General features: G+C 57.7%; 21 protein-coding genes. 10 read left to right on the top strand and 11 right to left on the bottom strand.

The window, feature by feature from the left end:
• Window positions 1–73: 73 nt before the first annotated feature.
• Both CPJ18_RS07960 and CPJ18_RS07955 read right to left on the bottom strand, forming a co-directional pair.
• Window positions 74–3,226 (bottom strand): efflux RND transporter permease subunit, encoded by a 3,153-nt coding sequence (locus CPJ18_RS07960; protein ID WP_077117349.1) that lies wholly within the window; start codon window positions 3,224–3,226, stop codon window positions 74–76.
• Window positions 3,223–4,377 carry an efflux RND transporter periplasmic adaptor subunit gene (locus tag CPJ18_RS07955; RefSeq protein ID WP_103657662.1) on the bottom strand — a complete coding sequence of 385 codons (1,155 nt, stop codon included), beginning with the start codon at window positions 4,375–4,377 and terminating at the stop codon, window positions 3,223–3,225. The genes CPJ18_RS07960 and CPJ18_RS07955 overlap by 4 nt, the downstream gene beginning before the upstream one ends.
• Window positions 4,378–4,627: 250 nt before the next feature.
• Between CPJ18_RS07955 and CPJ18_RS07950 the strand changes: the two genes are divergently transcribed.
• The 5 genes from CPJ18_RS07950 (at window position 4,628) to CPJ18_RS07930 (ending at window position 9,744) form a co-directional block, all read left to right on the top strand.
• Entirely contained in the window at window positions 4,628–5,041 is a 414-nt protein-coding gene (locus CPJ18_RS07950) for a carboxymuconolactone decarboxylase family protein (protein WP_103657661.1), read from the top strand.
• 94 nt (window positions 5,042–5,135) lie between these two features.
• Window positions 5,136–7,604 (top strand): ATP-dependent helicase, encoded by a 2,469-nt coding sequence (locus CPJ18_RS07945; protein WP_103657660.1) that lies wholly within the window; start codon window positions 5,136–5,138, stop codon window positions 7,602–7,604.
• Between the two features lie 124 nt (window positions 7,605–7,728).
• The gene (locus tag CPJ18_RS07940; RefSeq protein ID WP_103657659.1) at window positions 7,729–8,613 is read left to right on the top strand and encodes a glycosyltransferase family 25 protein; all 885 of its coding nucleotides are present in this window, start codon (window positions 7,729–7,731) and stop codon (window positions 8,611–8,613) included.
• Between the two features lie 229 nt (window positions 8,614–8,842).
• The gene (locus tag CPJ18_RS07935) at window positions 8,843–9,325 is read left to right on the top strand and encodes a DMT family transporter (protein WP_103657658.1); all 483 of its coding nucleotides are present in this window, start codon (window positions 8,843–8,845) and stop codon (window positions 9,323–9,325) included.
• Window positions 9,322–9,744, top strand: coding sequence for a DMT family transporter (locus tag CPJ18_RS07930; protein ID WP_103657657.1), 423 nt, complete (start codon window positions 9,322–9,324; stop codon window positions 9,742–9,744). Before CPJ18_RS07935 ends, CPJ18_RS07930 begins: the two co-directional genes overlap by 4 nt.
• 37 nt (window positions 9,745–9,781) lie before the next feature.
• On the opposite strand, the gene CPJ18_RS07925 is transcribed toward CPJ18_RS07930, so the two are convergent.
• Complete coding sequence (locus CPJ18_RS07925) at window positions 9,782–11,053, bottom strand: DUF2778 domain-containing protein (RefSeq protein WP_103657656.1); 1,272 nt, start codon at window positions 11,051–11,053, stop codon at window positions 9,782–9,784.
• Window positions 11,054–11,492: 439 nt separating this feature from the next.
• Here CPJ18_RS07925 and pncA point away from each other — a divergent pair, with 439 nt between their 5' ends.
• A complete protein-coding gene (pncA, locus tag CPJ18_RS07920) occupies window positions 11,493–12,119 on the top strand; it encodes a bifunctional nicotinamidase/pyrazinamidase (protein WP_103657655.1) in 627 nt (208 codons plus the stop codon).
• A 42-nt stretch (window positions 12,120–12,161) separates the two neighbouring features.
• On the opposite strand, the gene CPJ18_RS07915 is transcribed toward pncA, so the two are convergent.
• Window positions 12,162–12,416, bottom strand: a complete 255-nt coding sequence (locus tag CPJ18_RS07915; RefSeq protein ID WP_077117363.1) for a DUF2164 domain-containing protein — start codon at window positions 12,414–12,416, stop codon at window positions 12,162–12,164.
• Between the two features lie 145 nt (window positions 12,417–12,561).
• On the opposite strand from CPJ18_RS07915, the gene CPJ18_RS07910 reads away from it, so the two are divergent.
• Together CPJ18_RS07910 and CPJ18_RS07905 are read left to right on the top strand one after the other, a co-directional pair.
• Window positions 12,562–13,275 (top strand): AzlC family ABC transporter permease, encoded by a 714-nt coding sequence (locus CPJ18_RS07910; RefSeq protein WP_077107278.1) that lies wholly within the window; start codon window positions 12,562–12,564, stop codon window positions 13,273–13,275.
• Entirely contained in the window at window positions 13,275–13,589 is a 315-nt protein-coding gene (locus CPJ18_RS07905; RefSeq protein WP_103657654.1) for an AzlD family protein, read from the top strand. Before CPJ18_RS07910 ends, CPJ18_RS07905 begins: the two co-directional genes overlap by 1 nt.
• On the opposite strand, the gene CPJ18_RS07900 is transcribed toward CPJ18_RS07905, so the two are convergent.
• The 4 genes from CPJ18_RS07900 to CPJ18_RS27435 form a co-directional block, all read right to left on the bottom strand.
• Window positions 13,579–15,414, bottom strand: a complete 1,836-nt coding sequence (locus tag CPJ18_RS07900) for an aminopeptidase P family protein (RefSeq protein ID WP_103657898.1) — start codon at window positions 15,412–15,414, stop codon at window positions 13,579–13,581. The genes CPJ18_RS07905 and CPJ18_RS07900 overlap by 11 nt on opposite strands.
• Window positions 15,415–15,501: 87 nt before the next feature.
• Complete coding sequence (locus CPJ18_RS07895; protein ID WP_103657653.1) at window positions 15,502–16,380, bottom strand: 50S ribosomal protein L11 methyltransferase; 879 nt, start codon at window positions 16,378–16,380, stop codon at window positions 15,502–15,504.
• 95 nt (window positions 16,381–16,475) lie between these two features.
• Entirely contained in the window at window positions 16,476–17,075 is a 600-nt protein-coding gene (locus CPJ18_RS07890; protein WP_103657652.1) for an SCO family protein, read from the bottom strand.
• Between the two features lie 135 nt (window positions 17,076–17,210).
• Window positions 17,211–17,345 carry a hypothetical protein gene (locus CPJ18_RS27435; RefSeq protein WP_281063035.1) on the bottom strand — a complete coding sequence of 45 codons (135 nt, stop codon included), beginning with the start codon at window positions 17,343–17,345 and terminating at the stop codon, window positions 17,211–17,213.
• Between the two features lie 248 nt (window positions 17,346–17,593).
• On the opposite strand from CPJ18_RS27435, the gene CPJ18_RS07880 reads away from it, so the two are divergent.
• Window positions 17,594–18,061, top strand: a complete 468-nt coding sequence (locus CPJ18_RS07880; RefSeq protein ID WP_077118012.1) for a chemotaxis protein CheW — start codon at window positions 17,594–17,596, stop codon at window positions 18,059–18,061.
• 190 nt (window positions 18,062–18,251) lie between these two features.
• Here the strand turns inward: CPJ18_RS07880 and CPJ18_RS07875 are convergent, their stop codons facing one another.
• Both CPJ18_RS07875 and CPJ18_RS07870 read right to left on the bottom strand, forming a co-directional pair.
• Window positions 18,252–18,737 carry a CreA family protein gene (locus CPJ18_RS07875; protein ID WP_103657650.1) on the bottom strand — a complete coding sequence of 162 codons (486 nt, stop codon included), beginning with the start codon at window positions 18,735–18,737 and terminating at the stop codon, window positions 18,252–18,254.
• Window positions 18,738–18,802: 65 nt separating this feature from the next.
• A complete protein-coding gene (locus tag CPJ18_RS07870) occupies window positions 18,803–19,393 on the bottom strand; it encodes a 3'-5' exonuclease (RefSeq protein WP_103657897.1) in 591 nt (196 codons plus the stop codon).
• 156 nt (window positions 19,394–19,549) lie between these two features.
• Between CPJ18_RS07870 and CPJ18_RS07865 the strand changes: the two genes are divergently transcribed.
• Window positions 19,550–20,443 (top strand): DMT family transporter, encoded by an 894-nt coding sequence (locus tag CPJ18_RS07865; protein ID WP_103657649.1) that lies wholly within the window; start codon window positions 19,550–19,552, stop codon window positions 20,441–20,443.
• Here the strand turns inward: CPJ18_RS07865 and CPJ18_RS07860 are convergent.
• The gene (locus CPJ18_RS07860) at window positions 20,440–21,336 is read right to left on the bottom strand and encodes an aminoglycoside phosphotransferase family protein (RefSeq protein ID WP_103657648.1); all 897 of its coding nucleotides are present in this window, start codon (window positions 21,334–21,336) and stop codon (window positions 20,440–20,442) included. The two genes, CPJ18_RS07865 and CPJ18_RS07860, sit on opposite strands and share 4 nt — an antisense overlap.
• Window positions 21,337–21,371 lie beyond the last annotated feature (35 nt).

Raw genomic sequence — 21,371 nt, 5'->3', positions numbered from 1 at the left:
CCCGGTTGGTATGTGACACGACCTTGTGTTTGTCCAGCACTGCCGTTTCGAGAATGGAGTGCTTAGGAGCACATCATTCTGCGGCCAGCAGCGGTTTGTCTTCCTCGATCGCCCTGCGGCGAATGGCCGTCTCCAGCTCGCGGTGCAGACGGATTTCCGCATCCGCCTGTGGCTTGGCAAAACGTGCCAGTAGAAGGTAGGACACCGGCGTGATGTAAAGCGTGACCAATGTCGCAAAACCCAGACCACCGACGATGACCCAGCCAAGCGCGATACGCGCTTCGGCACCGGCACCTTGCGCAAGAACCAAGGGAACACCGCCCAGAATGGTGGCGATCATGGTCATCATGACAGGGCGTAGACGAATGCTGCAAGCCTTGTCGATCGCCTCGCGAACCGTCGCCCCCTGGTCGCGCAGATGGTTGGCGAATTCCACGATCAGAATACCGTTCTTCGCCATGACGCCGACCAGAAGCACAAGGCCGATCTGGCTGTAAACATTGAGGCTGGAGCCGGTGAACAGCAAGGCGATGACCGCGCAGGCCAGTCCGAGCGGAACCGTCGACATGATGATGACGGAACTCAAAACGCTCTCGAACTGCGCCGCCAGCACAAGGAAGATGATGGCAATGGCAAAGCCGAAGGTCAGCAGCATGCCGCTGGAGTTTTCCTGCAATGTCGCCGCTTCACCCAGAGGCAAGAGACGCGCGCCTGCTGGCATGATGGAGCCCGCCAGTTCGTTGACCTTGGCAACGGCATCGCCCAGCGACACACCTTCCTTAAGGTTTGCGGTAAAGCCGACGGATGGTAGCTGCTGCTCGCGGTTGAGCTGCGGCGAAACGGCTGTTTCCTTCAGGGACGCGATCACCGACATCGGCACCATCCGCCCGTCTTTGGCTTTGAGGAAGATGTTTTCGAGATCGGTCGGATCGTTGATGGGGCGCGTGGACGACAGCAGTCGCACGGGGATCGCATCGCCATCCACGAAGACATCAACGATGGAACGACCTTCGAGCAGCGATTGCATGGCGTGCGAAAGTCCGGTGATATCAATGCCGAGATCGGAAGCCCGCTCGCGATCGATGGAGACGGACAATTGCGCCTGGTTCGGCTCATTGTCGAAACGTGGTGTGTCGAACAGGCCGCTTTCTTCCATCGCAAGAAGAAGCTTCTGAGTGGATTCGGTCAGCGCCTGATAGTTGGTGCCGATCATCGCCATGCTGAGACCGTTGCCCGCACCACGAATGCGCAGGCTGTTGGGCTGAGACGCTGAGGCGCGAAGGCCCGGCACAGTCTGCGCGGCGGCATTCACGTCCTGGGCAATCTGGTTCTGGGTCCGCTCGCGGTCCGCCCATGGAGCCAGGGTTAACACCACGAAGCCGGTATTGGCGGAACCGTTCATGCCAGTGATCGAATAAATATTGCGGATTTCACCATTGTCACGCAGCGGCTGCAGGTTTTCTTCGATGCGCTGTAGCTGATCGCGCGTGTATTCAAGGCTGACGCCCTGTGGGGCGGTAACGCGCAACACCACCGAAGAGCGGTCTTCGCGCGGCGTCAATTCGTTCTGCACCATGCCGAACGCAATCCAAGACACGCCCGCAAAAGCGAGTGCGACGATGACGACGATCAATGGATTGTTGAGGCAGGCAGACAGCGTGCTCTTATAGGTCGAAGCAAACAGTTTTCCGAACCAGGCCAGCGGCCCTGTCTGTTCCTGAACGCCGTTTTTCAGCATGCGCGATGCCAGCATCGGGCACAGCGTGAGCGCAACGATAGAGGAGAGGCCAACCGCAAAAGCCAGCACGAAGCCGAATTCACGAAACAGGCCACCCAATTGACCGGGCAGGAAAGACAGCGGAATGAACACGGCGGCGAGCGTTGCCGTCGTGGCGATGACCGCAAAGAAAACCTCCTGGGTGCCGAGAACGGCGGCCGCGCGTGGCCCCATGCCTTCGGCCCGGCGGCGCACAATGTTTTCCAACACGACGATCGCGTCGTCCACCACCAGACCCGTGGCTAGAACGATGGCGAGAAGCGTCAGAATATTGATCGAGAAACCGACCATGTAGATCGCGACAATCGTACCGATCAAGGCAACCGGCATGGTGATGGCCGGAATGAGCGTGGCGCGCCAGTCGCGGAAGAAAAGATACAGAACCACAACGACGATGAGAGCGGAAAGACCAAGCGCAAGCTGCACCTCGTGCAATGCGCCTTCGATGAACACCGCGTCATCGCTGGTAATGACGATGCGGGTGTTTTCCGGCAGGTTGGGTGCCATCGCTGCAACGGCGGCTTTTACCCCAGTCGAAATGTTCAGCGTGTTCGATTGCGCCTGACGAATGACACCGAGACCGACGCCCTGCACTCCGTTTGAGCGGAGCGAGGTGGTTTCATCATCCGCACCCAGCATGACGCTGGCCACATCCCGAAGGCGCACGCGGTCCTTGACGATGAGATTTTCGAATTCGGCAGGTGTCGTCAGGCTGGCGGTCGCACGGACCACGATATCCTGTGTCGAGCTTTTGAGAGAGCCCGCCGGAACGTCCAGTGCAGCGGTGCCCAGCGCATTGGAAACATCCGTCACGGTCAGCCCGCGGCTGGCAAGCGCGCCCTGATCGAGATCGATACGGAAAACCTTTTCCTGGTCGCCGGAAAGCTCCACGTCGGCGACGCCATCCACGGCGGCCAGACGGTCGATGATCTCGTCATCGACAAGCTTGGTCAGGTCTTCCATGCTGAGGCTGGAGGAGGTGACGGCCAGACGCATGATGGGCTGGCTATCGGAATCGGCCTTGATGATCTGCGGCTCGTCGGCATCATCAGGCATCTGGTTGGTGATGCGACCTATGGCATCGCGCACATCGTTGGAGGCGACGGCAATATCGACATTGTCGTTGAATTCCATCGTCACGCGGCTGGTGCCGAACTGCGATGCAGAGGAGATGGATTTCACACCACTGACGCGTGCCACAGCACCTTCGATGGTCTGCGTTACTTCCTGGTCGATGGTCTGCGGCGATGCGCCGTCATAGGTCGTGCGCACGGTGATGACGGGACGGTCCACGTCCGGCAACTCGCGCACATCGACGCCCACAAGAGCAGCAAGACCGGCAACCACCAGAAGCGTATTGATGACCGCAGCAAGAATGGGACGCCGGACGAAGAGCGCCGTAAAAGCGAGTTTGGAGTCATTTCCACCGGGAGGCGTCTGCGCTGTCATCGGCTGGCGACCTCCGGTGCTTTCTTCTGGCCAGCAGTGCGAACCGCCCCACCCTCACGCACACGCTGCAAGCCTTCTATGACAATGGGATCATCCTGGGCCAGTTCCGCTTTCACCAGCACGGAATCCGGGTTGCGCTGGACCACCTGAACACGCACCTTATGCGACTTGTCATCCTTGACGCGCCAGACATAAGAGCCTTCGGCATCCCACTGCACGGCCAGTGGATCGACAGACGGGAAGTTTTCACCGGTAAAGCCCATGGTCACGGCAAAGGACATGCCCGCGCGCAGGGTATCATTGGCGTTATCGAACACGGCGCGCACACGAATCGTACGGCTTGCCTCATCGACGCGGTTGTCTATGGCTTCGACCTGACCCTTGAACGTCTCGCCGGGACGCGAAATCGAGGTCGCCTCCACCGGCATGCCGACCTTGATGGCCGTGGTGAAACGCTCCGGTGCCCAGAAATTGACGAGGATTTTGGTGCGATCATCAATGCTGACGATGCTGGTCTGTGTCGTTGCGTTGTCACCGATGTTGATGGCGACAATACCGGCAATGCCATCGATGGGCGCAACGATATTGCGACGCTTGAAATTCAGCTCAGCCGTGCTGACCGCCAGCTTTGCAGCTTCTTCGGCAATCTGCGCATCCAGCACGTCCAGCCGTGCCACGGAACGCAGGTTGCGGTAGGAGGTCGATTTTTCGACCGCACTTCTCAAGGCGACCTGTGCTTTTTCACGCTCGATAAGCTGTTCGTCATCATCCAGCCGCGCCAGCACCTCGCCCTTTTTGACGCTCTGGCCGGAGGAAACGAGAATTTCGGAAATCAGGCCGGACGCCTGCGGCGTGACAACCACGGACTGGATGGCCTCGCCATTGCCGATAGCGTTCATGCGGTCATTGACCGTCCCTGTCTTGACCGGCGCAAGTGAGACCAGCGTGGCGCTGTTGCCTCTGCCACCACCCTGCCCGCGTGGCGCGCCGCCAGCAGGTGCCGAACCGGCAGACTGGGCAGCAGGTGTTTCAGCGCTGACAAGGCCCGCTTTGGCAAGCACGCTTCTGCCGTCCGTGGACGTGAACGCCCATAGACAGACACCAGCGCCCAACACAGCCAGACTGACACCAACCTGCTTCCAAACCCGCATACACTTCTCCGAATTGATACCCGTCACCGCTGCATTTCACGAATTGCGGCCGCTTCTAGATTGCACGGCACTATGTTTGCTGGCCATAAACAACGCAACGCACAAATCCGTTTCTTACATAATTGTAATTTGCGACGCTTTTCTAAAACAGAACCTGAACGCGCCGTTAATAACAATATAACCTGTACATTGGTTGCCAGGGCCAAGCAAAGTTCAACCCGGCTCATTCTCATATTGGAGGAGGTTAAAGATGAGTACCGTTTCGAAATCCCAGAATCCGGAAGCCGACCCGCGCGTCAAAGCCGTGTTCGATGATATCCGCACGACGCGAAAATCCGATTTCATCAACAATATGTGGCTCTATCTCGCCTTCGATCCCGACCTTCTGGAAAAGACCTGGGGCGAGGTCAAAGCGGTGATGGCCACGCCCTCGGCGCTCGATCCTGTCGTCAAAGAAATGCTCTACATCGCAGTATCCGTTACCAACGGCTGCTCCTATTGCGCCCATTCCCATACGGCCGCAGCAAAAGCAAAGGGTATGACGAAGGAACAGCACGCCGACCTGATGCGTGTCATCGCGCTTGCCGGCAAGACCAACCAGCTCGCGGTCGCGTTGCAACTTCCAGTCGATGCCGCATTCGATGCGGACGCAGCACCAAGGTGAAAATGCCTTGGAATAGGCGTTTTGCCGGTTGATACCGGAATAAAAGCAGAACACGGTTCTGGCCTTTCCGCCCCGAATCACTACATTGGGCCCCATGAGTAACAGTTTCGACGATATGCCGTTCTTCGATGAGGAACCTTCCGAGCCACGCCGCCAGCCTGCTGCACCTCCTGCTGCTGGTGGTTTGGGCATTGCCGCGCAGGCCATGGCAGCGCGTGATAAAGGGCGTGCTACGTCCGATTATCTGGCAGGCCTTAACCCGGAACAGCGTGAAGCCGTCGAAACTCTGGAAGGCCCTGTTCTGGTTCTGGCCGGTGCTGGCACCGGCAAGACGCGGGTGCTGACCACCCGCATCGCCCATATTCTCGCAACTGGCCGCGTCTATCCCAGCCAGATTCTCGCCGTGACCTTTACCAACAAGGCCGCACGCGAGATGAAGGAACGTATCGGCGTTCTCGTCGGTGGTGCCGTCGAGGGCATGCCATGGCTCGGCACCTTCCACTCCATTGGCGTCAAACTGCTGCGTCGCCACGCGGAGCTAATGGGCCTCAAATCCGATTTCACCATTCTCGACACCGATGATGTGGTTCGGCTTTTGAAGCAGCTCATTCAGGCCGAAGGTCTGGATGACAAGCGCTGGCCCGCAAAGCAGTTTGCCGGCATGATCGATGGCTGGAAGAACAAGGGGCTGACGCCGCCCGAAATTCCGGAAGGTGACAGCCGTGCCTTTGCCAATGGCAAGGGCCGCGAACTCTACGCCGCCTATCAGGCCCGGCTGAAGACGCTGAATGCCTGCGATTTCGGCGATCTGCTGCTGCACCCGATCACGATTTTCCGTAACCACCCGGACATTCTGAAAGAATATCATCAGAAGTTCCGCTACATTCTGGTGGACGAGTACCAGGACACCAACACCTGCCAGTACATGTGGCTTCGGCTTTTGGCGCAGCGCCCCAAGGGCCAGCCACAGAACGTCTGCTGCGTGGGTGACGACGACCAGTCCATCTATGGCTGGCGCGGTGCAGAGGTCGACAATATCCTTCGCTTCGACAAGGATTTTCCCGGCGCAAAGGTCATCAAGCTGGAGCGCAACTACCGCTCCACCGAGCATATTCTCGGCGCGGCCGGTCATCTGATTGCCCACAATGAAGGCCGTCTCGGCAAGACCCTGTTTACGGATCGCAGCGAACCGGATGACGAAAAAGTCGTCGTCCATGCAGCCTGGGATTCCGAAGAGGAAGCCCGTGCTGTCGGCGAAGAGATCGAACAGCTTCAGCGCACCAAGCATCCGCTGAACAACATGGCCATCCTCGTGCGCGCCTCGTTCCAGATGCGTGAGTTCGAAGACCGATTCGTCACGCTGGGCCTCAACTACCGCGTCATCGGCGGTCCGCGCTTCTATGAACGTCTCGAAATCCGCGATGCCCTCGCCTATTTCCGCCTCGTTTGCCAATCCGCCGACGATCTGGCGTTTGAGCGCATCATCAACACACCCAAGCGCGGCCTTGGCGACACGACCGTGCGCAACCTGCATGATTATGCCCGCGCCCGCGACATACCGATGCTCGCTGCCGCAGCCGACATCATCGAAACCGATGAGTTGAAACCCAAGGCGCGCAAGGCGCTGTTCGATGTCGTGCAGGATTTCCGCCGCTGGCAGACCCTGCTTGAGAACACCGAACACACGGTGCTGGCAGAGCAAATTCTGGATGAAAGCGGTTACACCGCCATGTGGCAGGCGGATAAGACCGCAGAAGGCCCCGGCAGGCTTGAAAACCTGAAAGAACTCATCCGCTCCATGGAAGCCTATGAGAGCATGCGCAGCTTTCTCGAGCATGTCGCGCTGGTCATGGACACCGAAAAGAACGCAGAGCTCGATGCTGTCTCGATCATGACGTTGCACTCCGCCAAGGGGCTGGAGTTTGAAACGGTCTTCCTGCCCGGCTGGGAAGAAGGCCTGTTTCCGCACCAGCGCTCGCTGGATGAAGGTGGCCGCTCCGGTCTGGAAGAAGAACGACGGCTGGCCTATGTCGGCATCACACGCGCCAAACGTCGTTGCCACATCTGGTTCGTTTCCAACCGCCGCATCCACGGGCTGTGGCAGGCAACGATCCCATCACGCTTTCTCGAAGAACTGCCGCCCAACCACGTCGAGGTTTCGGCTTCAGACAACAATTACGGTGGTTACGGCGGACGTGGTGGCTACGGCCAGTCGCGTTTCGACGCTGCAGACCCGTTCACCAACAATTACTCGACACCCGGCTGGAAACGCGCACAGGCCAACAAGTCAGACGCCACGCGTGACAATTGGGGCAGTCGCTCAGGCCATGCGGTGGAGCGGATCGGTTACGGCGAAAGCGGCCCGAAAAGCCGCACCATCGACGGTGAACTGGTGGCGAAATCGGTGGCCGACACTCCATCGAAGTTCTTCGTCGGCGACCGCGTCTTCCACATCAAATTCGGAAACGGCAATGTCGCCAGCATCGAGGGCAACAAGCTGACCATCGACTTCGACCGAGCAGGCCAGAAGCGCGTGCTGGACGGCTTTGTGGAACGGGTGTAGGCGGCGGCATTTCTACCACATGGAGTAGCAATTGCTGTGGGTCTACAAAACCGGATATTCACTTTAAAAAAGTTCCGTGCAATACATCCCCCAACAAACAACCAGCTTGGGTTCGGGGGAATCTGTGCATCTACTACCCAATTCGAGACGCAGACTTGATGTCTACCTCATAAACTTGGCTGGCGCTGAAAAACGGCGCAACGCTATGCTTTCAAAAATTTCGGCTCTTGGCTTGCCGGTTCAGCGGATAGAAGCCACAGACGGCAGAAAGCTGACCTTCCCCATCCCGGAATTTTGCGAGCTTTCCTACAAGCTCCTGCACGGAAGACGCACGTCTCCGCCGGAGGTTGGCTGTTATCTGAGCCATGTCGAGTGCGCCCGCACGTTTCTGCAAGGCGATTCCGATTTTGCGCTCATTCTCGAAGACGATGTCAGCTTCGAAGAAGACTTCGTCAAAACAATCGATGATGCCATATCTCATGCAACGGATTGGGATATTCTTCGGCTCTCAACCGTCAGCAATGGTCGGAAATTTCCGTTCAAGCGCATTACGGACGGTCGATCCCTCGCCATTACCATGACCCGGGAAAAAGGGTCAGGTGCCTACATCATCAACCGTCGGGCCGCCGAGTGGATCGCGTCACGGCTTGTGCCTATGCGACTGGCCTACGATATCGCATACGACCTCGAATATCTTGCTGGCCTGAGATCGGCCTTCGTCTATCCGCTCTGCGCCACACAAGACGCGGATTCCGAGAGCCAGATTCAACGAGGCCTTCGCGCTTTGCGTCTGCCGAAATGGAGATACGTCTCCGTGTTGCCGTACAGAACCTACCTTGAGGTGACACGCTTCTTGTTCAGGGGTTCTCGGTTGGCTTATTGCAAGATTGTAAGTTCCATTACGTCTCAAATGAAGCCACGAGCCCTACGCGTTGGTAGCGCTGAGGCTAACGGGGCCACTCTTCAAGCCGAGCCTTACGTCTCACCCGGTGTGAACCCGATCAAATAAATTGCGGCGACGATGATTGCCAGAATGAAAATGGATATGACGAAAAGGGTCATGCGGTTCAGAGGTTTGCGGGTCGTTTTTTTCATGACCAGATAACAGCCGACGCCGTTTTTGGTTCCGATAAAATGCCGTCACTGTCCAATCATTGGTCCACAGTTCAGCGAAATTCAATTTCGCTTCAAGGACATATCGGCTAAAGCTGAATCACCCTCTCAAGCTTTGGCCTGTCATGAACGAAAACACCCACACGCGCCTCAACCCACTTCATTTAGCCGCAGCCTTTGCCAGCGGCTGCCTTTTGACGCTGATGGTGCATTTCAACGGAATGCTCGCCCATTTCGGCAATGCGCTCTTCTCCTCATGGACGGCTCACGGCACCGGAACGGTGGCGGCTCTGATATACCTTGCCATTCTCTACCGGAAGCCGAAGGGGGAACAGCCGCGCAAACCCAAAGCGCCGCTTTGGGCCTATTTCGGCGGCGTCGTGGGTGCCGCCATCGTCATGCTGACATCAAGTGCGGTCAATTCGCCCCTCGCCCTCTCCGGCACCATCGCGCTTGGGCTTGGCGGTCAGGTCATTTTCAGCTTGCTGGCGGATCTCTGGGGTCTGTTCGGCATGCCGAAACGCCGTCCCGATGCGCGTGATCTTTGCGCCGTCGCGCTGATCCTCGGCGGCAGCGCCCTCATCATCCTCGTCGGGAGAGCCGCATGATCGTCTGGATTGCCATGGCTTTTACCGGCGGCGTATTCGTCGCGCTCAGCCGTCAGGTCAACGGTCGCCTCAGCCTGTCGAACTCCCCGCTGATTGCGTCCTTCTGGAACCACATCGTCGGCTTCATCGTGTTGACGGCGTTGGGCCTTATTATCGGCGGTCTGTTGCCAGCCGGCGCTGCGGAAGCGCCCTGGTACGCTTTCATCGGCGGACCGATCGGGGTGATTTTCATTGCTTCGGGAAGCTGGCTCGTTCCGCGTATCGGTGCGGTCAACACGGCACTTCTGGTCATCAGTGGTCAGATGGTGTCGGGGGTGATGCTCGATCTATTCAGCGATCAACCACCGAAAGCCTGGGCCAGCGCGCTGGGCGTGCTGCTCATCCTCGCGGGCATGGTGCTGACGCAGCGCAAGAAATAACGAGAGCGTTTCCTTGTTAAATGAGAACGCTTCAGCGTCAGGAATCCGTACCGCGACCCGTCATCATGCTGAACAGAGTTTTGCCGCTGCCCTTCGTTGCGCCTGAAGCCGTCATCGACGAACGTCCAGAAAGCTTCGGCACGACCACGATCCGCTTGACTTCACCGCGCTTGAACGCGGCCAGGAAGCGTGTGTAGTCCTTGAAGACAACGCAACCGTTGGACTCGCCACGTCGGGCCAGCATGTAGGTGTGGGCCAGAAGGCCGTTACGGCCATGCGGGTTGACGCCGCTTTCCGGTGTCAGACGAATAGCCTCGACGCCGTGAAACAGCGACTCACGCATCGTCAAGCGATAGCTTGAAGGCGGGGTAGCGCCGCGCATCTTCACATGCACGAAATCGGGATTGTCCCGCATCTTGCCGATGCCGGAATGCGCTTCCAGCTTTTCGCCGCTCGGCAGGTGAACGACACCTGCGGAAATATCGTAGATGGCAGTGCCATTGCCGCGATCCGGCCACGGTACGGCGTCCATCTTGGTTTCACGCATCGGGTTATCAGGCCGTGCGAAAGCCACCATGTTGGTCGCCGGTCTTTGTTGAACAGGCGCAGGTACGGGTGCTGAAGCAGGTGCCGCCGCCAGTTGCTTTTCCGCTACAGATGGTGCGGCTGGGCGTGGTGTTGGTTCTACGTCGACCGCTCTGGCGATTTCCGGGCGGAAACTCGGCAGCGGAACAGTCTCGGGCAGCAGATCGATTTCATCGTCGGTCGTTGTCTGAGGCTTGCCAAGAGCTACTTCGAATGCCGGATGCTCCTTGGCCTGCGTTTCCAGCATGGCCAGTTCAGGGTTTTCACTCGTCCGGCCCAGCGCCGAATCAACGATTGCCGATGGGCGAAGTGCTGCCAGTGCCTGAATGCTTGCCTGCGCATGCGCGTTTACAGCGACGGCTCCACCATAGCGGTCGGCAAAGGCCTTGGCACCGATGTGGTGTTCGGCAGCAAGGCGCACCGCTTTCTGACTACCGTGGCCATTTTCGGAAAGGCGGGAGAATTTGCGGATATGAACATTGCGCTCTCCCGCGTCGAGCGGCGCGCGCTCCAGACCCGAAACGAGCATCTTGTCGAAGCGCTGCACCCCGTGGGAGGCCTGCGCCATGCCATGCAGGGAGGCAAAGGCCGTAACCGCACAGACGCTGGCCAGCACGCCGCCGCCCAACATAGCGGACAACTTGCTCAAGCCGCCAGGCTTGCGTTTTTTGGTGAAAGCGCTGCCAAGGCGCGCATCGTTACAGGCCACGGGTAATGACGCCATGATACATTTTACTCAAACCGGTTACGCAAGACCGGACAACACCGGTCATCGAGTTCACATCGCGAAAGCCGGGCGCGTCTTGCGCTGGCGTCGCTGCTAACAGGTCTTGAGCATGCCGAATTATGGTAACCAAAGTCTTTACAAGTCCCCTGAAAACTCAGTTCTTTGAAGCTTGCATGCGTTTCTCTGGGTGTCGCTTACCAAGTTACCACACGTGATGGAGTGTCATGACGTGATCGACTCGATAAAGCGAATGCCGGAGATTTCCTATGGACGGTAACTGATTCTTCCCACCGATATCGCTCGGTTATATGCTGATTTGGCTATAATTGCGGCAACGTCGCGGCAGGCGTTAACGAAGCCCGTTTTTGCCGTTGCGTTTTGGCTTGATCCCGACCCGTTCGCTTGGCATCTTCAACGCCATCCAGGAGGAGAGAATATGAAGGCCTTGCTTTTGATCGATATCCAGAATGGGTTTTGCCCAGGCGGAAACCTCGCAGTGACGGATGGCGACACAATCGTGCCCATTGCCAATGCGCTGATAGACAATGGCGGATATGATCTCATCGTCGCTTCGCAGGATTGGCATCCCGCAAACCACGGCTCTTTCGCGTCCCAGCATCCGGGCAAGCAGCCTTTCGAAATGGGCGAGCTTTCCGGCAAGCCCCAGGTCATGTGGCCGGATCATTGCGTTCAAGACACAGCAGACGCTGAATTCCACCCGGATTTGAACGCGCAGGCGTTCGACTACGTCCAGCAGAAGGGGGAAAACCCGGCGGTGGACAGCTACTCCGCCTTCCGCGACAACGACCAGTTCGCCACGACAGGCCTTGCGGATTATCTGGAACGACAGGGTGTGACGGTGCTGGACCTGTGCGGATTGGCGACGGATTACTGCGTCAGTTTTTCCGCTCTCGACGCTGTCGACATGTTGCCTGGCGTTAAGGTGCGCTTCATCGAAGACGCCAGTCGCGGCATTGACGCGGAGGGCATCAAAACCGCAATTGCTGCGATGAGAGCCAAGGGTGTGACTGTGGTCAACAGCAGCGATATTTTGAACGCCTGAGCGTTTCCTTGTTAAATGGAAACGCTCTAGCCTGCCGCCCCGTCATCGACGGCGCGGCACATGCTTCTCCAGAACATCGATATCTGCGGCAGCGTCTTCCATACGGCGCAGCATCGCAGCATGCGCGTCCTGAAGGCCTTGATTATAATAGACGGGGCCAAGAATTTCACCAAGCTTGTCGACCAGCATTTCAGCCTGAAGCGCGCCTATGTCGAGGTCGAATTCCTCGGCAAGATGCGCACGGGTGGCTGAAACCATATCGGCTTTCTGCTGCTTCTCAAGAACCACATCTTTCATTCACATCTCCCTCAATGGCCTGACCGTACGGCAAGCTTCAATGAAATCAATCAACCTATTCTTTAAATTCGTTTGTATTGAAAAACATGGCGATGTAGGAGCGGCGACCATAGAATTTCATTCCGGCACAGGACCGGTTTACCCCATGACACATGTTACATTTAAGTCCGGCATGCGCTTTGGACTGCCCGTCGCCCTTGCCGTAGCACCTTTCGGCGCGCTCTTCGGTGCCATTGCCATCGATAATGGCTTGACGCTGTTTGAAGCCATCTTGATGAGCGGCTTCATTTATGCCGGGGCAAGCCAGCTGGTCGGCATCGAGCTGTTCAATCAAAACCTGCCGGCATGGCTCGTCGTCCTGTCGATCTTTGCCGTCAATTTTCGCCATATCCTTTATTCGGCGGCCATGGTGCGCGTGGTGCCGGAATGGTCATTCGCGAGAAAGGCATTCGGTTTCTTTTTTCTGGTGGATCCGCAATTCGCAGAATCCGTCCGCCAGAAAGAAATAAACGGAAGCGTGAGCTTTTCCTATTATATGGGCTATGCGCTCATCGTCTACGTCATGTGGATGATCTCGACAGTCCTGGGCGCATCGCTCGGTAACCTGATTGGTGATCCGAAGGCAGCCGGTTTCGATGTGCTGCTGCCCATCTACTTCATGGGCATGGTGCTCGGCTTCCGCACCCGCGCCAACTTCTACCCCGTCATGCTGGCCAGTGCAGTGGGCGCTATTGCAGCCTACCACTTCGTCGGCTCGCCATGGCATGTCAGCATCGGTGCGCTAACCGGCATTCTGATTGCCGTCATTCTTCCGCCAACAGCAACGCAAACAGTGGTCGATGAAGTGGAGACGGTGTGATGGAAGGCTTGTTTCAGGTTCAGACGCTGATCATCATCTTCGCAGGTGCCGCCGCGACATATCTCACCCGCGTTGGTGGTTATGTGCTGATGACGCGCATGAAGACCATCCCACCCCGTGCCGAAGCCGGTCTCAATGCCGTGCCGGTGGCGGTTCTGACAACACTCGTCGCACCCGCCTTTTTCGAAGGCGGATACGAGGTAAAGCTCGGCATTATCTTCGCATTGATCGTCGGCCTGCGCTTTCCCGGCCTGACGATGTTGATTGCAGGCTGGGTGCTTGTCGTGGCGATGCGTTACTTTTCTATCGCGTAAGCGGCTCGGTGGCGGCTGTCAGCCACTGTTGCACATCAGCGTCTGAAATGAGCGGCGTCAGCTTTTCCCGCACCGTGGCGTGGTATGCGTTCAGCCACTCCAGCTCCTCATCCGTCAGAAGCGAAACGACGACGAGACGCCGATCGACGGGGCACCATGTCAGCGTCTCGAAAGACAACATCGGCATATCGCCGCCGTCAACGGCTTCCGCCTCACGAACATAGACCAGGTTTTCGATGCGAATGCCGAATGCGCCGGGACGGTAATAGCCCGGTTCGTTCGACAGGATCATGCCGGGTAGAAGCTCCTGCTGCGACACGCGGGAAATCCGCTGCGGACCTTCATGCACGGAAAGGTAGGAGCCAACGCCATGGCCGGTGCCATGCGCATAATCCGCCCCGGCCTTCCAAAGCGCGATGCGTGCCAGCGGATCGAGGTCGCAACCGCGCGTGCCGATGGGAAAGCGCGCAACGCTGATGGCGATGAAACCCTTGAGAACCAGCGTGAAGAAACGCTTCTGCTCTTCCGGCACAGTGCCGATTGCGACCGTGCGCGTGATATCAGTCGTACCGTTGATATATTGCGCACCGGAATCAACCAGAAACATCTCGCCGTCATTCAATGGGCGGTCACTATCCGTCGTCACCCGGTAATGCATGATGGCCGCATTCTCGCCAGCGCCAGAAATCGTATCGAAGGAGATATCCTTGAGCGGGTTTTGCGCAGACTGCCCTACCCTTGCCCGAACCGCCTCCAGCGCCGTCACAGCCTTGATCTCGGTCAGGGTGCCGGGCTGCTGTTGATCCAGCCAGGCCAGAAACTCCACCATCGCCGCCCCGTCCTGCACATGAGCGGCGGCAGAACCAGCAAGTTCCGCAGCGTTCTTGCGGGCGCGTGGCAGCTTCACCGGATCAACCGCTTCCACGACCTCCCCGCCGGCTTCGGTAATGGACAACGTCAGCGCCACGGGTGTCACATCCACATCGGCAAGAATACGGCCCGAGGCACTGGAAATCGCATGCAGACGCGCTGAAATCTCGCCCGGCGGCAGAAGCGTTGCCAGTGGTGCAAGATAGGCTTTCATCTCCTCGCCAATCTTGCGTTCGTCCACGAACAGATCAGCGCTGCCATCGGCGTAGATGATGGCACGCGCCAGGGGATGCGGCGTGTGCGGCACGTCATTGCCGCGAATGTTGAATGTCCAGGCAATGGAAGACGGATCGGTCATCAACACCGCATTCGCCTTGCGCGCCGATACGATCTCGCCAATGGTGCCGACCTTCAAGTGCGCCGGAATGCCCGTCACGTTATCCGGCTGGATCGTGACCGGCTCCAACGGCTCGGCAGGCCGCCCTTCCCACAAGGGATCGAGCGGATTGGCGTCCAACAGAACGACCGAGCCGCCCTTTTCGGACAACGCCTTTTCAAACCGCTTCAGCTCCGCACCCGTATGCAGCCACGGGTCGATACCGAGGCGGAAGCCGTCGGGTGCATTATCGGAAAGCCATTTTGCCGGCGGTGCGCCCACCAGATCGCCACCGCGAAATACAGAGGGATCAACCTGCGTGGTCAGTTGCGTCGTATAGCGTCCATCGACAAACACGATCGCTTCAAAACGCGTTACCAGAACGACACCGGCAGAACCGGTAAAGCCGGTCAGCCACGCCAGTCGCTCGGCCGACTCAGGCACATATTCGCCCTGATACTCATCAGCCCGCGGCACCAGAAATCCATCGATGCCGAGCGCGTCGAAGGTTGCGCGCAGAGCCTCGACGCGCGCCTTGCCAAATTGCGGAGTGGATTTGTTTTCGAATGACTGGAACATGAACTGCTTTCCGAATGCCTGATTTCGGAGCAACCTTATCCCGTGATCATCGCCAAGGTCCAGACGAAAGGCGTGTCTTTACAACACTCAGTCCTTGCGCAGATGGATCGTCACCCAACCGTTGCGCCACAATGTGCGCACGTGGCTGAGATGCATGCCATTATAGGCGGAGAGCACCTTCCAGCGCTGCGATGCCAGAATGCCTGATAGAATGACGGTGCCACCGGGAGCCAGATGCGTCACCAGCTGCGGTGCCATCTTGATCAGCGGGCGGGCGAGAATATTGGCGATGATGAGGTCAAAAGGCCCATGCTTGCGGAACGAATCCGAATGGAAACCGGGCGCGGTTTCCAGCGACATGCCGGATACGATGCCGTTCAGCCGCGCGTTCTCCTTGGCAACCTTGATGGCGATGGGGTCGATATCCGTTGCCAGAACTGGCACCGGCCGCATCTTTGCCACTGCGATCGCAAGAACCCCGCTACCCGTGCCGAGATCCAGCGCATTGCGGATTGTCCGCGCCCGCAAAACCTGCTCGATCATCTCAAGGCAACCCGCCGTCGTGCCATGATGGCCGGTACCGAAGGCCTGCCCGGCTTCGATTTCAATGGCGAGATCGTTGATGCGCACCTTGTCACGGTCATGCGAACCGTGGACGAGGAAGCGCCCTGCCCGCACCGGCGTCAGACCCTCCAGCGATTTGGCGATCCAGTCGACATCAGGAATGATTTCGCGGTCGACGGTAAGATGCGGAAATGCCGATTTCAGCGCTTCGCTGACACGCTCACGAACGTCGTCTTCGTCATTTGCATAGAGATAAACGGAGGTTTCCCAGATGTCGCGCTTCTCATCCACCTCGGTATTTGCGATGGCGATGTCTTCTTCACCGAATACCTCCGACAGTAAATCCAGAACTTCGCCCGATTGAACTTCGGTGGTGGACACATAAAGGCGGATTTCGCTCACGGCTGAGACTTTCTATGCAGATGCTTCAACCGTCAGCCTTTGCCATAAAAGCGCGCATAGTCCAATGGATATGCGGTGAATTTGTTGATCCGAAATTAGCTCTTGGTCAGATTTTCCAGCTTTTGCACGGCAACATCGGGGTTCTCGCCGTAGGCGATCGTTCCCGAAAACCGGCCCTTTGCATCCAGAAGAATAACGGAGGCGGTGTGATCCATGGTGTAATCGCCGTGCGGATCCTTCTCATCCACCGGCACCTTCTTGGCGTAGATGCGGTAGCCCTTCAGCGTTTCGGCGATCTTGTCCGGCGCGCCGGTGATGCCGGTGATCCGCTTGGAGACGTTGGAAACATACTGGTTGAGGATTTCCGGCGTATCGCGCTCAGGATCGACAGAGACGAAATAGGCCTGCATCTTGGTCGCATCAGGATCGACCTTTTCCATCCAGCCATTCAGCTCGAACAGCGTGGTGGGGCAGACTTCCGGGCAATGGGTGAAGCCGAAGAACAGTGCGGTCGGCTTGCCCTGGAAAGCTTTTTCCGTAATCGGCTGGCCGTTCTGCGCAACAAGCTGGAAAGGCGTGCCATAGACCTCTTCCACCATCTGCTCACGGCTCTTGGTCAGCTCCATCGTCAGCCAAGCCATAACACCCAGCAACACGACGACAGCACCCCAAAGCGCAAGACGAATATTCTTCATGCCATTCCCCGATCAGCATTGAGCCAGCCTCTGGAACAGCTTCTAGCCCGAGGCGCATCATTTCGGCAATTCAAGAAAAGCTTTGCAGCAGCAACCGCGCTGATTTGTCTCAAACGGCAAGCACGAGCCGGAAGTCTAGAGGCACCAGGCAATACCGCCCTGCACGGCCGAGAGAAAGATATCCGTTCCGTGGCGCATCCATCCGTCGAATGTCAGAAGAACAACAAACAACGCGGCACCCGTTGCGAGGGCAGCGGCAAGCAATTTCATCGGACCCGTCAGTAAAACTCTCATGGCGCAAATATATCGCAAAACAGGAAGGGGCGAAACAGCGAAAATGGCGCGTTTCAAGGCTGTTTATGATGGCACGTTAGGGAAAGTTTAAATTGTTTTTGGGCATTATGATCGTCAGCGGTCGCTCACGCGCACGACATGATGTCATCCGGAAGTTTTCCGACGCCGCATATCTCCCAGAATCGAAACGGCCAGCCAGAGAGCCGTCAGGAAAAGTTCAAACCATGACAAACGCCATCAAGCAATCCGGCGCATATCTTGAAATCGTTTCCTTCCATCTCGGCGATCAGGAATTCTGCATAGACATCATGGCGATCCGCGAAATTCGCGGCTGGGCTCCGGTTACGCCGATGCCGCACACACCGCCTTATGTTCTCGGCCTCATCAACCTTCGCGGCGCGGTTATTCCCGTCATCGACATGGCATGCCGTCTGGGCATGAAGATGACCGAACCATCCGAGCGCTCCGCCATCATCGTCACCGACATCGGCGGCAAGCTGGTCGGCCTTCTGGTCGAACAGGTCTCCGACATGATGACCATCCGCTCCGAAGACCTCCAGCCAGCCCCGGAAATCATTCCCGAAGAGCAGCGCAATTTCTGCCGCGGCATCGTGGCGCTGGAAAAAAGCATGGTCTGCTTCCTCAACCTCGACACCGTTATCGCAGACGAGCTTTCGCGCGAAGCCGCTTGAGGCGAACTTAGACCACAGACGCAAACGGCGAGCCTCTGGCTCGCCGTTTTTGTTTTACGTGGGAGCAAAACGTGCGCGCCACTCTCGACGTCATCCTCGGGCTTGTCCCGAGGATCTAACGAATCCCGACGTCAAACGTGGTTAGATCCTCGGGACAAGCCCGAGAATGACGGCATAATGTTTGGCACCCTCAAGGCTTGCCGTTCTTCCACGTCACCGTCTGCCCATAAAGCGGCACCGTGGAAATCGCCATCTTGGCCGAACCATCGGTCAGTTCGCGCGTGTGCACGAGGTAGATCAGCGTATCATTCGCCTTATCGTAGATGCGGTTGACGACCATCTTCTTCCAGACCAGCGACATGCCCTGACGGAAGACTTCCTCGCCCTTCTTGTCCAGATCGATATCACCCACTTCCACAGGCCCTGTCTGGCTGCATGAAATGGCGTTGTTGGAAGGGTCTTCGAACCAGTTGCCGTTCTTCAACCGGTCAATCACACCACGGTCGAAATAGGTGACGTGGCAGGTCACACCTTTGACCTGCGGGTCGGCAATGGCTTCGACAACGATGTCGTTGCCGGTCCAGTCAACACCGACTTTGCCCACCACCTGAGCGAAAGCGGCAATCGGCAACAGGGCAAGGCCCGCAACAACAAGAGAACGTAACACTTTAGCCATAACCCAAACCCTCACATGAACTGCCATAGAGATAGGTCTGCGCAGGCGGACAACAAGGCGTGATGTCAGCGTTTTCTCATGGTGCAAGGCGCATAGCCGGTGGCGTGCAATCGCCCGGCCACCATGCCGATCTTTTCCGGTATGTGGTGGATGTGCTCGACGGCGAGCGCTTTGGCCACAGCAATCGAAGCCGCCGCACAGACCACCGCATCTTCGGCGGCATTGTGGTGCACGAAACGCAGTTGCAGATGGTGGGCGATGATATTGAGCTTGTGGGATGGCAAAGCCGGCCAGACGCGCTGCGACATCTTCACGCTGCACAGATAGGAAAGCTGCGGATAGCTCTGTCGATACTTGTCGAAACTCGCCCGCATGACACTGAAATCGAACGCCGCATTGTGCGCGATCATCGTTGCATCCCTGAAGTCATCAATGAACTCATCCATCACTTCAGGAAATTCCGGCGCGTCTTCCACATCTCGTGACTTGATGCCGTGGATCGCCACATTGAAGGGCGAAAACCGCATATCCCGAGGGCGGATCAACCGCTCTTCCACGCGCACGATCTGGCCGTTTTCGATCCACGCGAGACCGACAGAACAGGCACTGCCCCGCTCCTCATTGGCGGTTTCGAAATCGATGGCGATGGTCTTCAATGGCTGATTCTCGGTTGCTCTTCGCACGGCATAAAGCAAAGCGCGGCTAAAATGAACCGCTCACAGGAATCGGGTGGTCAAGCGCCACAGCCGGGATTACACAAAAGCCGGGACAGATATGGCGAGGGGACATCAAGCGTGGCCGTGCATAAACAGATGAATGCGACCGAATGGACACTGCTCGTCGCCCTGTCGATCCTGTGGGGTGGATCGTTCTTCTTCGTCGGCATCGCCGTCAAGGAACTGCCGCCCGTTACAATTGTGACGTTGCGCGTTTCGATCGCCGCACTGGCCCTGCTCACCGTCTGCCGCATCATGGGCTATCGCATGCCGAAAGCGCCAAATGCGCTGCGCGCCTTCTTCGGCATGGGCCTGCTCAACAACATCATTCCCTTCTGCCTCATCGTCTGGGGCCAAACCCATATCGCCAGCGGCGTCGCCTCCATTCTCAACGCCACTACGCCGCTCTTCACCGTTATCGTCGCGCATCTGCTGACGACAGATGAGAAACTGACCATCAACAAGCTCGCAGGCATCATCATCGGCTTTGCCGGGGTCGCCACCATGATAGGCCCGGCGGCACTGACTGGCGGAAGCTCCAGCCTCTGGGGTCAACTCGCCATTCTCGGCGCGGCCATTTCCTACGCCTTCGCCGGAATTTTCGGCCGCCGTTTCAAAACCATGGGCGTTCCGCCACTCGTCACCGCCACCGGCCAGATTTCCGCATCCACCATCATGCTCACCCCTCTCGCCCTCATTATCGACCAGCCATGGACGCTCGCCATGCCAAGCGGCGAAGTCTGGGCGGCACTGCTCGGCATCGCGCTTCTGTCCACCGCGCTCGCCTACCTCATCTTCTTCCGCATCCTCTCCTCAGCCGGTGCCACCAACCTTGCCCTCGTCACCTTCCTCATCCCCGTCAGCGCCATTCTGCTGGGCTCTCTGGTGCTGGGCGAACAGTTGGAAGCAAAACATTTCATCGGCATGGCGATGATTGCTGGTGGGTTGGTGGCGATTGACGGGCGGGTGTTTCGACGAAGGCTCGTTTAACCGGCCTCAACATGGTCGGAAAAGACTTCGCGAATGGTTCTGCGGGACCATTCGGAAAGGTGTGTCGTGTCGGGGCGTTGAGCCGCGAGCGTGATCAATGCCTTCCATAACGCCCATCCACGTGCGCGCTGCCACGTTTGCGGATTGAACGGAAGGAGATCGCGGAAGACACGTCTGCTGTCTTTATCCAACACGGTCCATGCGAGGATGAGATCGGTGGAAGGGTCGCCAACGGCTGAGCTGCCGAAATCGATGACTGCGGCAAGACGACCATTTTCCATCAGCAGATTGCCTTCGGCGATATCGCCGTGAACCCAGACCGGCGCACCCTGCCATTCACTGGCGATCGCTTTTGCCCAAATGTCGCGGGCCACATCCACATCGATTTCGTCAGACAAGGCGATAATCGCGGCTTCCGTCTCGTCGCTATAGACGCTCAACGAACCACCACGATGGAAGTTGTGATATCCCGCAGCGGGAGCATCGGAGACATCTATCGCTTGCAGCGCCGTAAGGAACCCTGCGACATCACCCGCAAGCAAATTGAGGTCCTTGTCGCGAAGCGTCAAAGCAAGGGGTTTGCCGTCCAGCCAGCGATAAATTGACCATTGCCATGGAAAGCCCTGCCCGGGTTGCCCTAGCGCAAGCGGTTCAGGAATTGGCGAAGGAAGATGCGCGGCAAGATAAGGTAACCAACGTTGCTCTTTTTCAACCTGCACAACATAGCGCGCTGCGCTCGGCAAGCGAACGGTCATCGTCTCGCCCAGTCGGAAGCTGCGATTATCCCAGCCACTATGTTCGACCCGTTTAACGGGCAAATGCGACCATTGTGGAAACTGCTCGGCAACCAGCGCGGCAACCGTCTCTGCTGAAACCTCTAAGCGATCATCCATGACATCAGTCCTCTTGGCCGCATGTCACTTACATC

Source organism: Agrobacterium rosae (assembly GCF_002915175.1).
Taxonomy (GTDB): domain Bacteria; phylum Pseudomonadota; class Alphaproteobacteria; order Rhizobiales; family Rhizobiaceae; genus Agrobacterium; species Agrobacterium rosae.
This window is presented reverse-complemented; position numbering and strand designations above follow the sequence as displayed.

Bases quoted from the DNA above. Each gene is read 5' to 3' on its own strand.
- CPJ18_RS07960 (WP_077117349.1), bottom strand. From the start codon at position 3,226: ATGACAGCGCAGACGCCTCCCGGTGGAAATGACTCCAAACTCGCTTTT.
- CPJ18_RS07955 (WP_103657662.1), bottom strand. From the start codon at position 4,377: ATGCGGGTTTGGAAGCAGGTTGGTGTCAGTCTGGCTGTGTTGGGCGCT.
- CPJ18_RS07950 (WP_103657661.1), top strand. From the start codon at position 4,628: ATGAGTACCGTTTCGAAATCCCAGAATCCGGAAGCCGACCCGCGCGTC.
- CPJ18_RS07945 (WP_103657660.1), top strand. From the start codon at position 5,136: ATGAGTAACAGTTTCGACGATATGCCGTTCTTCGATGAGGAACCTTCC.
- CPJ18_RS07935 (WP_103657658.1), top strand. From the start codon at position 8,843: ATGAACGAAAACACCCACACGCGCCTCAACCCACTTCATTTAGCCGCA.
- CPJ18_RS07930 (WP_103657657.1), top strand. From the start codon at position 9,322: ATGATCGTCTGGATTGCCATGGCTTTTACCGGCGGCGTATTCGTCGCG.
- CPJ18_RS07925 (WP_103657656.1), bottom strand. From the start codon at position 11,053: ATGGCGTCATTACCCGTGGCCTGTAACGATGCGCGCCTTGGCAGCGCT.
- pncA (WP_103657655.1), top strand. From the start codon at position 11,493: ATGAAGGCCTTGCTTTTGATCGATATCCAGAATGGGTTTTGCCCAGGC.
- CPJ18_RS07915 (WP_077117363.1), bottom strand. From the start codon at position 12,416: ATGAAAGATGTGGTTCTTGAGAAGCAGCAGAAAGCCGATATGGTTTCA.
- CPJ18_RS07910 (WP_077107278.1), top strand. From the start codon at position 12,562: ATGACACATGTTACATTTAAGTCCGGCATGCGCTTTGGACTGCCCGTC.
- CPJ18_RS07905 (WP_103657654.1), top strand. From the start codon at position 13,275: ATGGAAGGCTTGTTTCAGGTTCAGACGCTGATCATCATCTTCGCAGGT.
- CPJ18_RS07900 (WP_103657898.1), bottom strand. From the start codon at position 15,414: ATGTTCCAGTCATTCGAAAACAAATCCACTCCGCAATTTGGCAAGGCG.
- CPJ18_RS07890 (WP_103657652.1), bottom strand. From the start codon at position 17,075: ATGAAGAATATTCGTCTTGCGCTTTGGGGTGCTGTCGTCGTGTTGCTG.
- CPJ18_RS27435 (WP_281063035.1), bottom strand. From the start codon at position 17,345: ATGAAATTGCTTGCCGCTGCCCTCGCAACGGGTGCCGCGTTGTTTGTT.
- CPJ18_RS07880 (WP_077118012.1), top strand. From the start codon at position 17,594: ATGACAAACGCCATCAAGCAATCCGGCGCATATCTTGAAATCGTTTCC.
- CPJ18_RS07875 (WP_103657650.1), bottom strand. From the start codon at position 18,737: ATGGCTAAAGTGTTACGTTCTCTTGTTGTTGCGGGCCTTGCCCTGTTG.
- CPJ18_RS07865 (WP_103657649.1), top strand. From the start codon at position 19,550: ATGAATGCGACCGAATGGACACTGCTCGTCGCCCTGTCGATCCTGTGG.
- CPJ18_RS07860 (WP_103657648.1), bottom strand. From the start codon at position 21,336: ATGGATGATCGCTTAGAGGTTTCAGCAGAGACGGTTGCCGCGCTGGTT.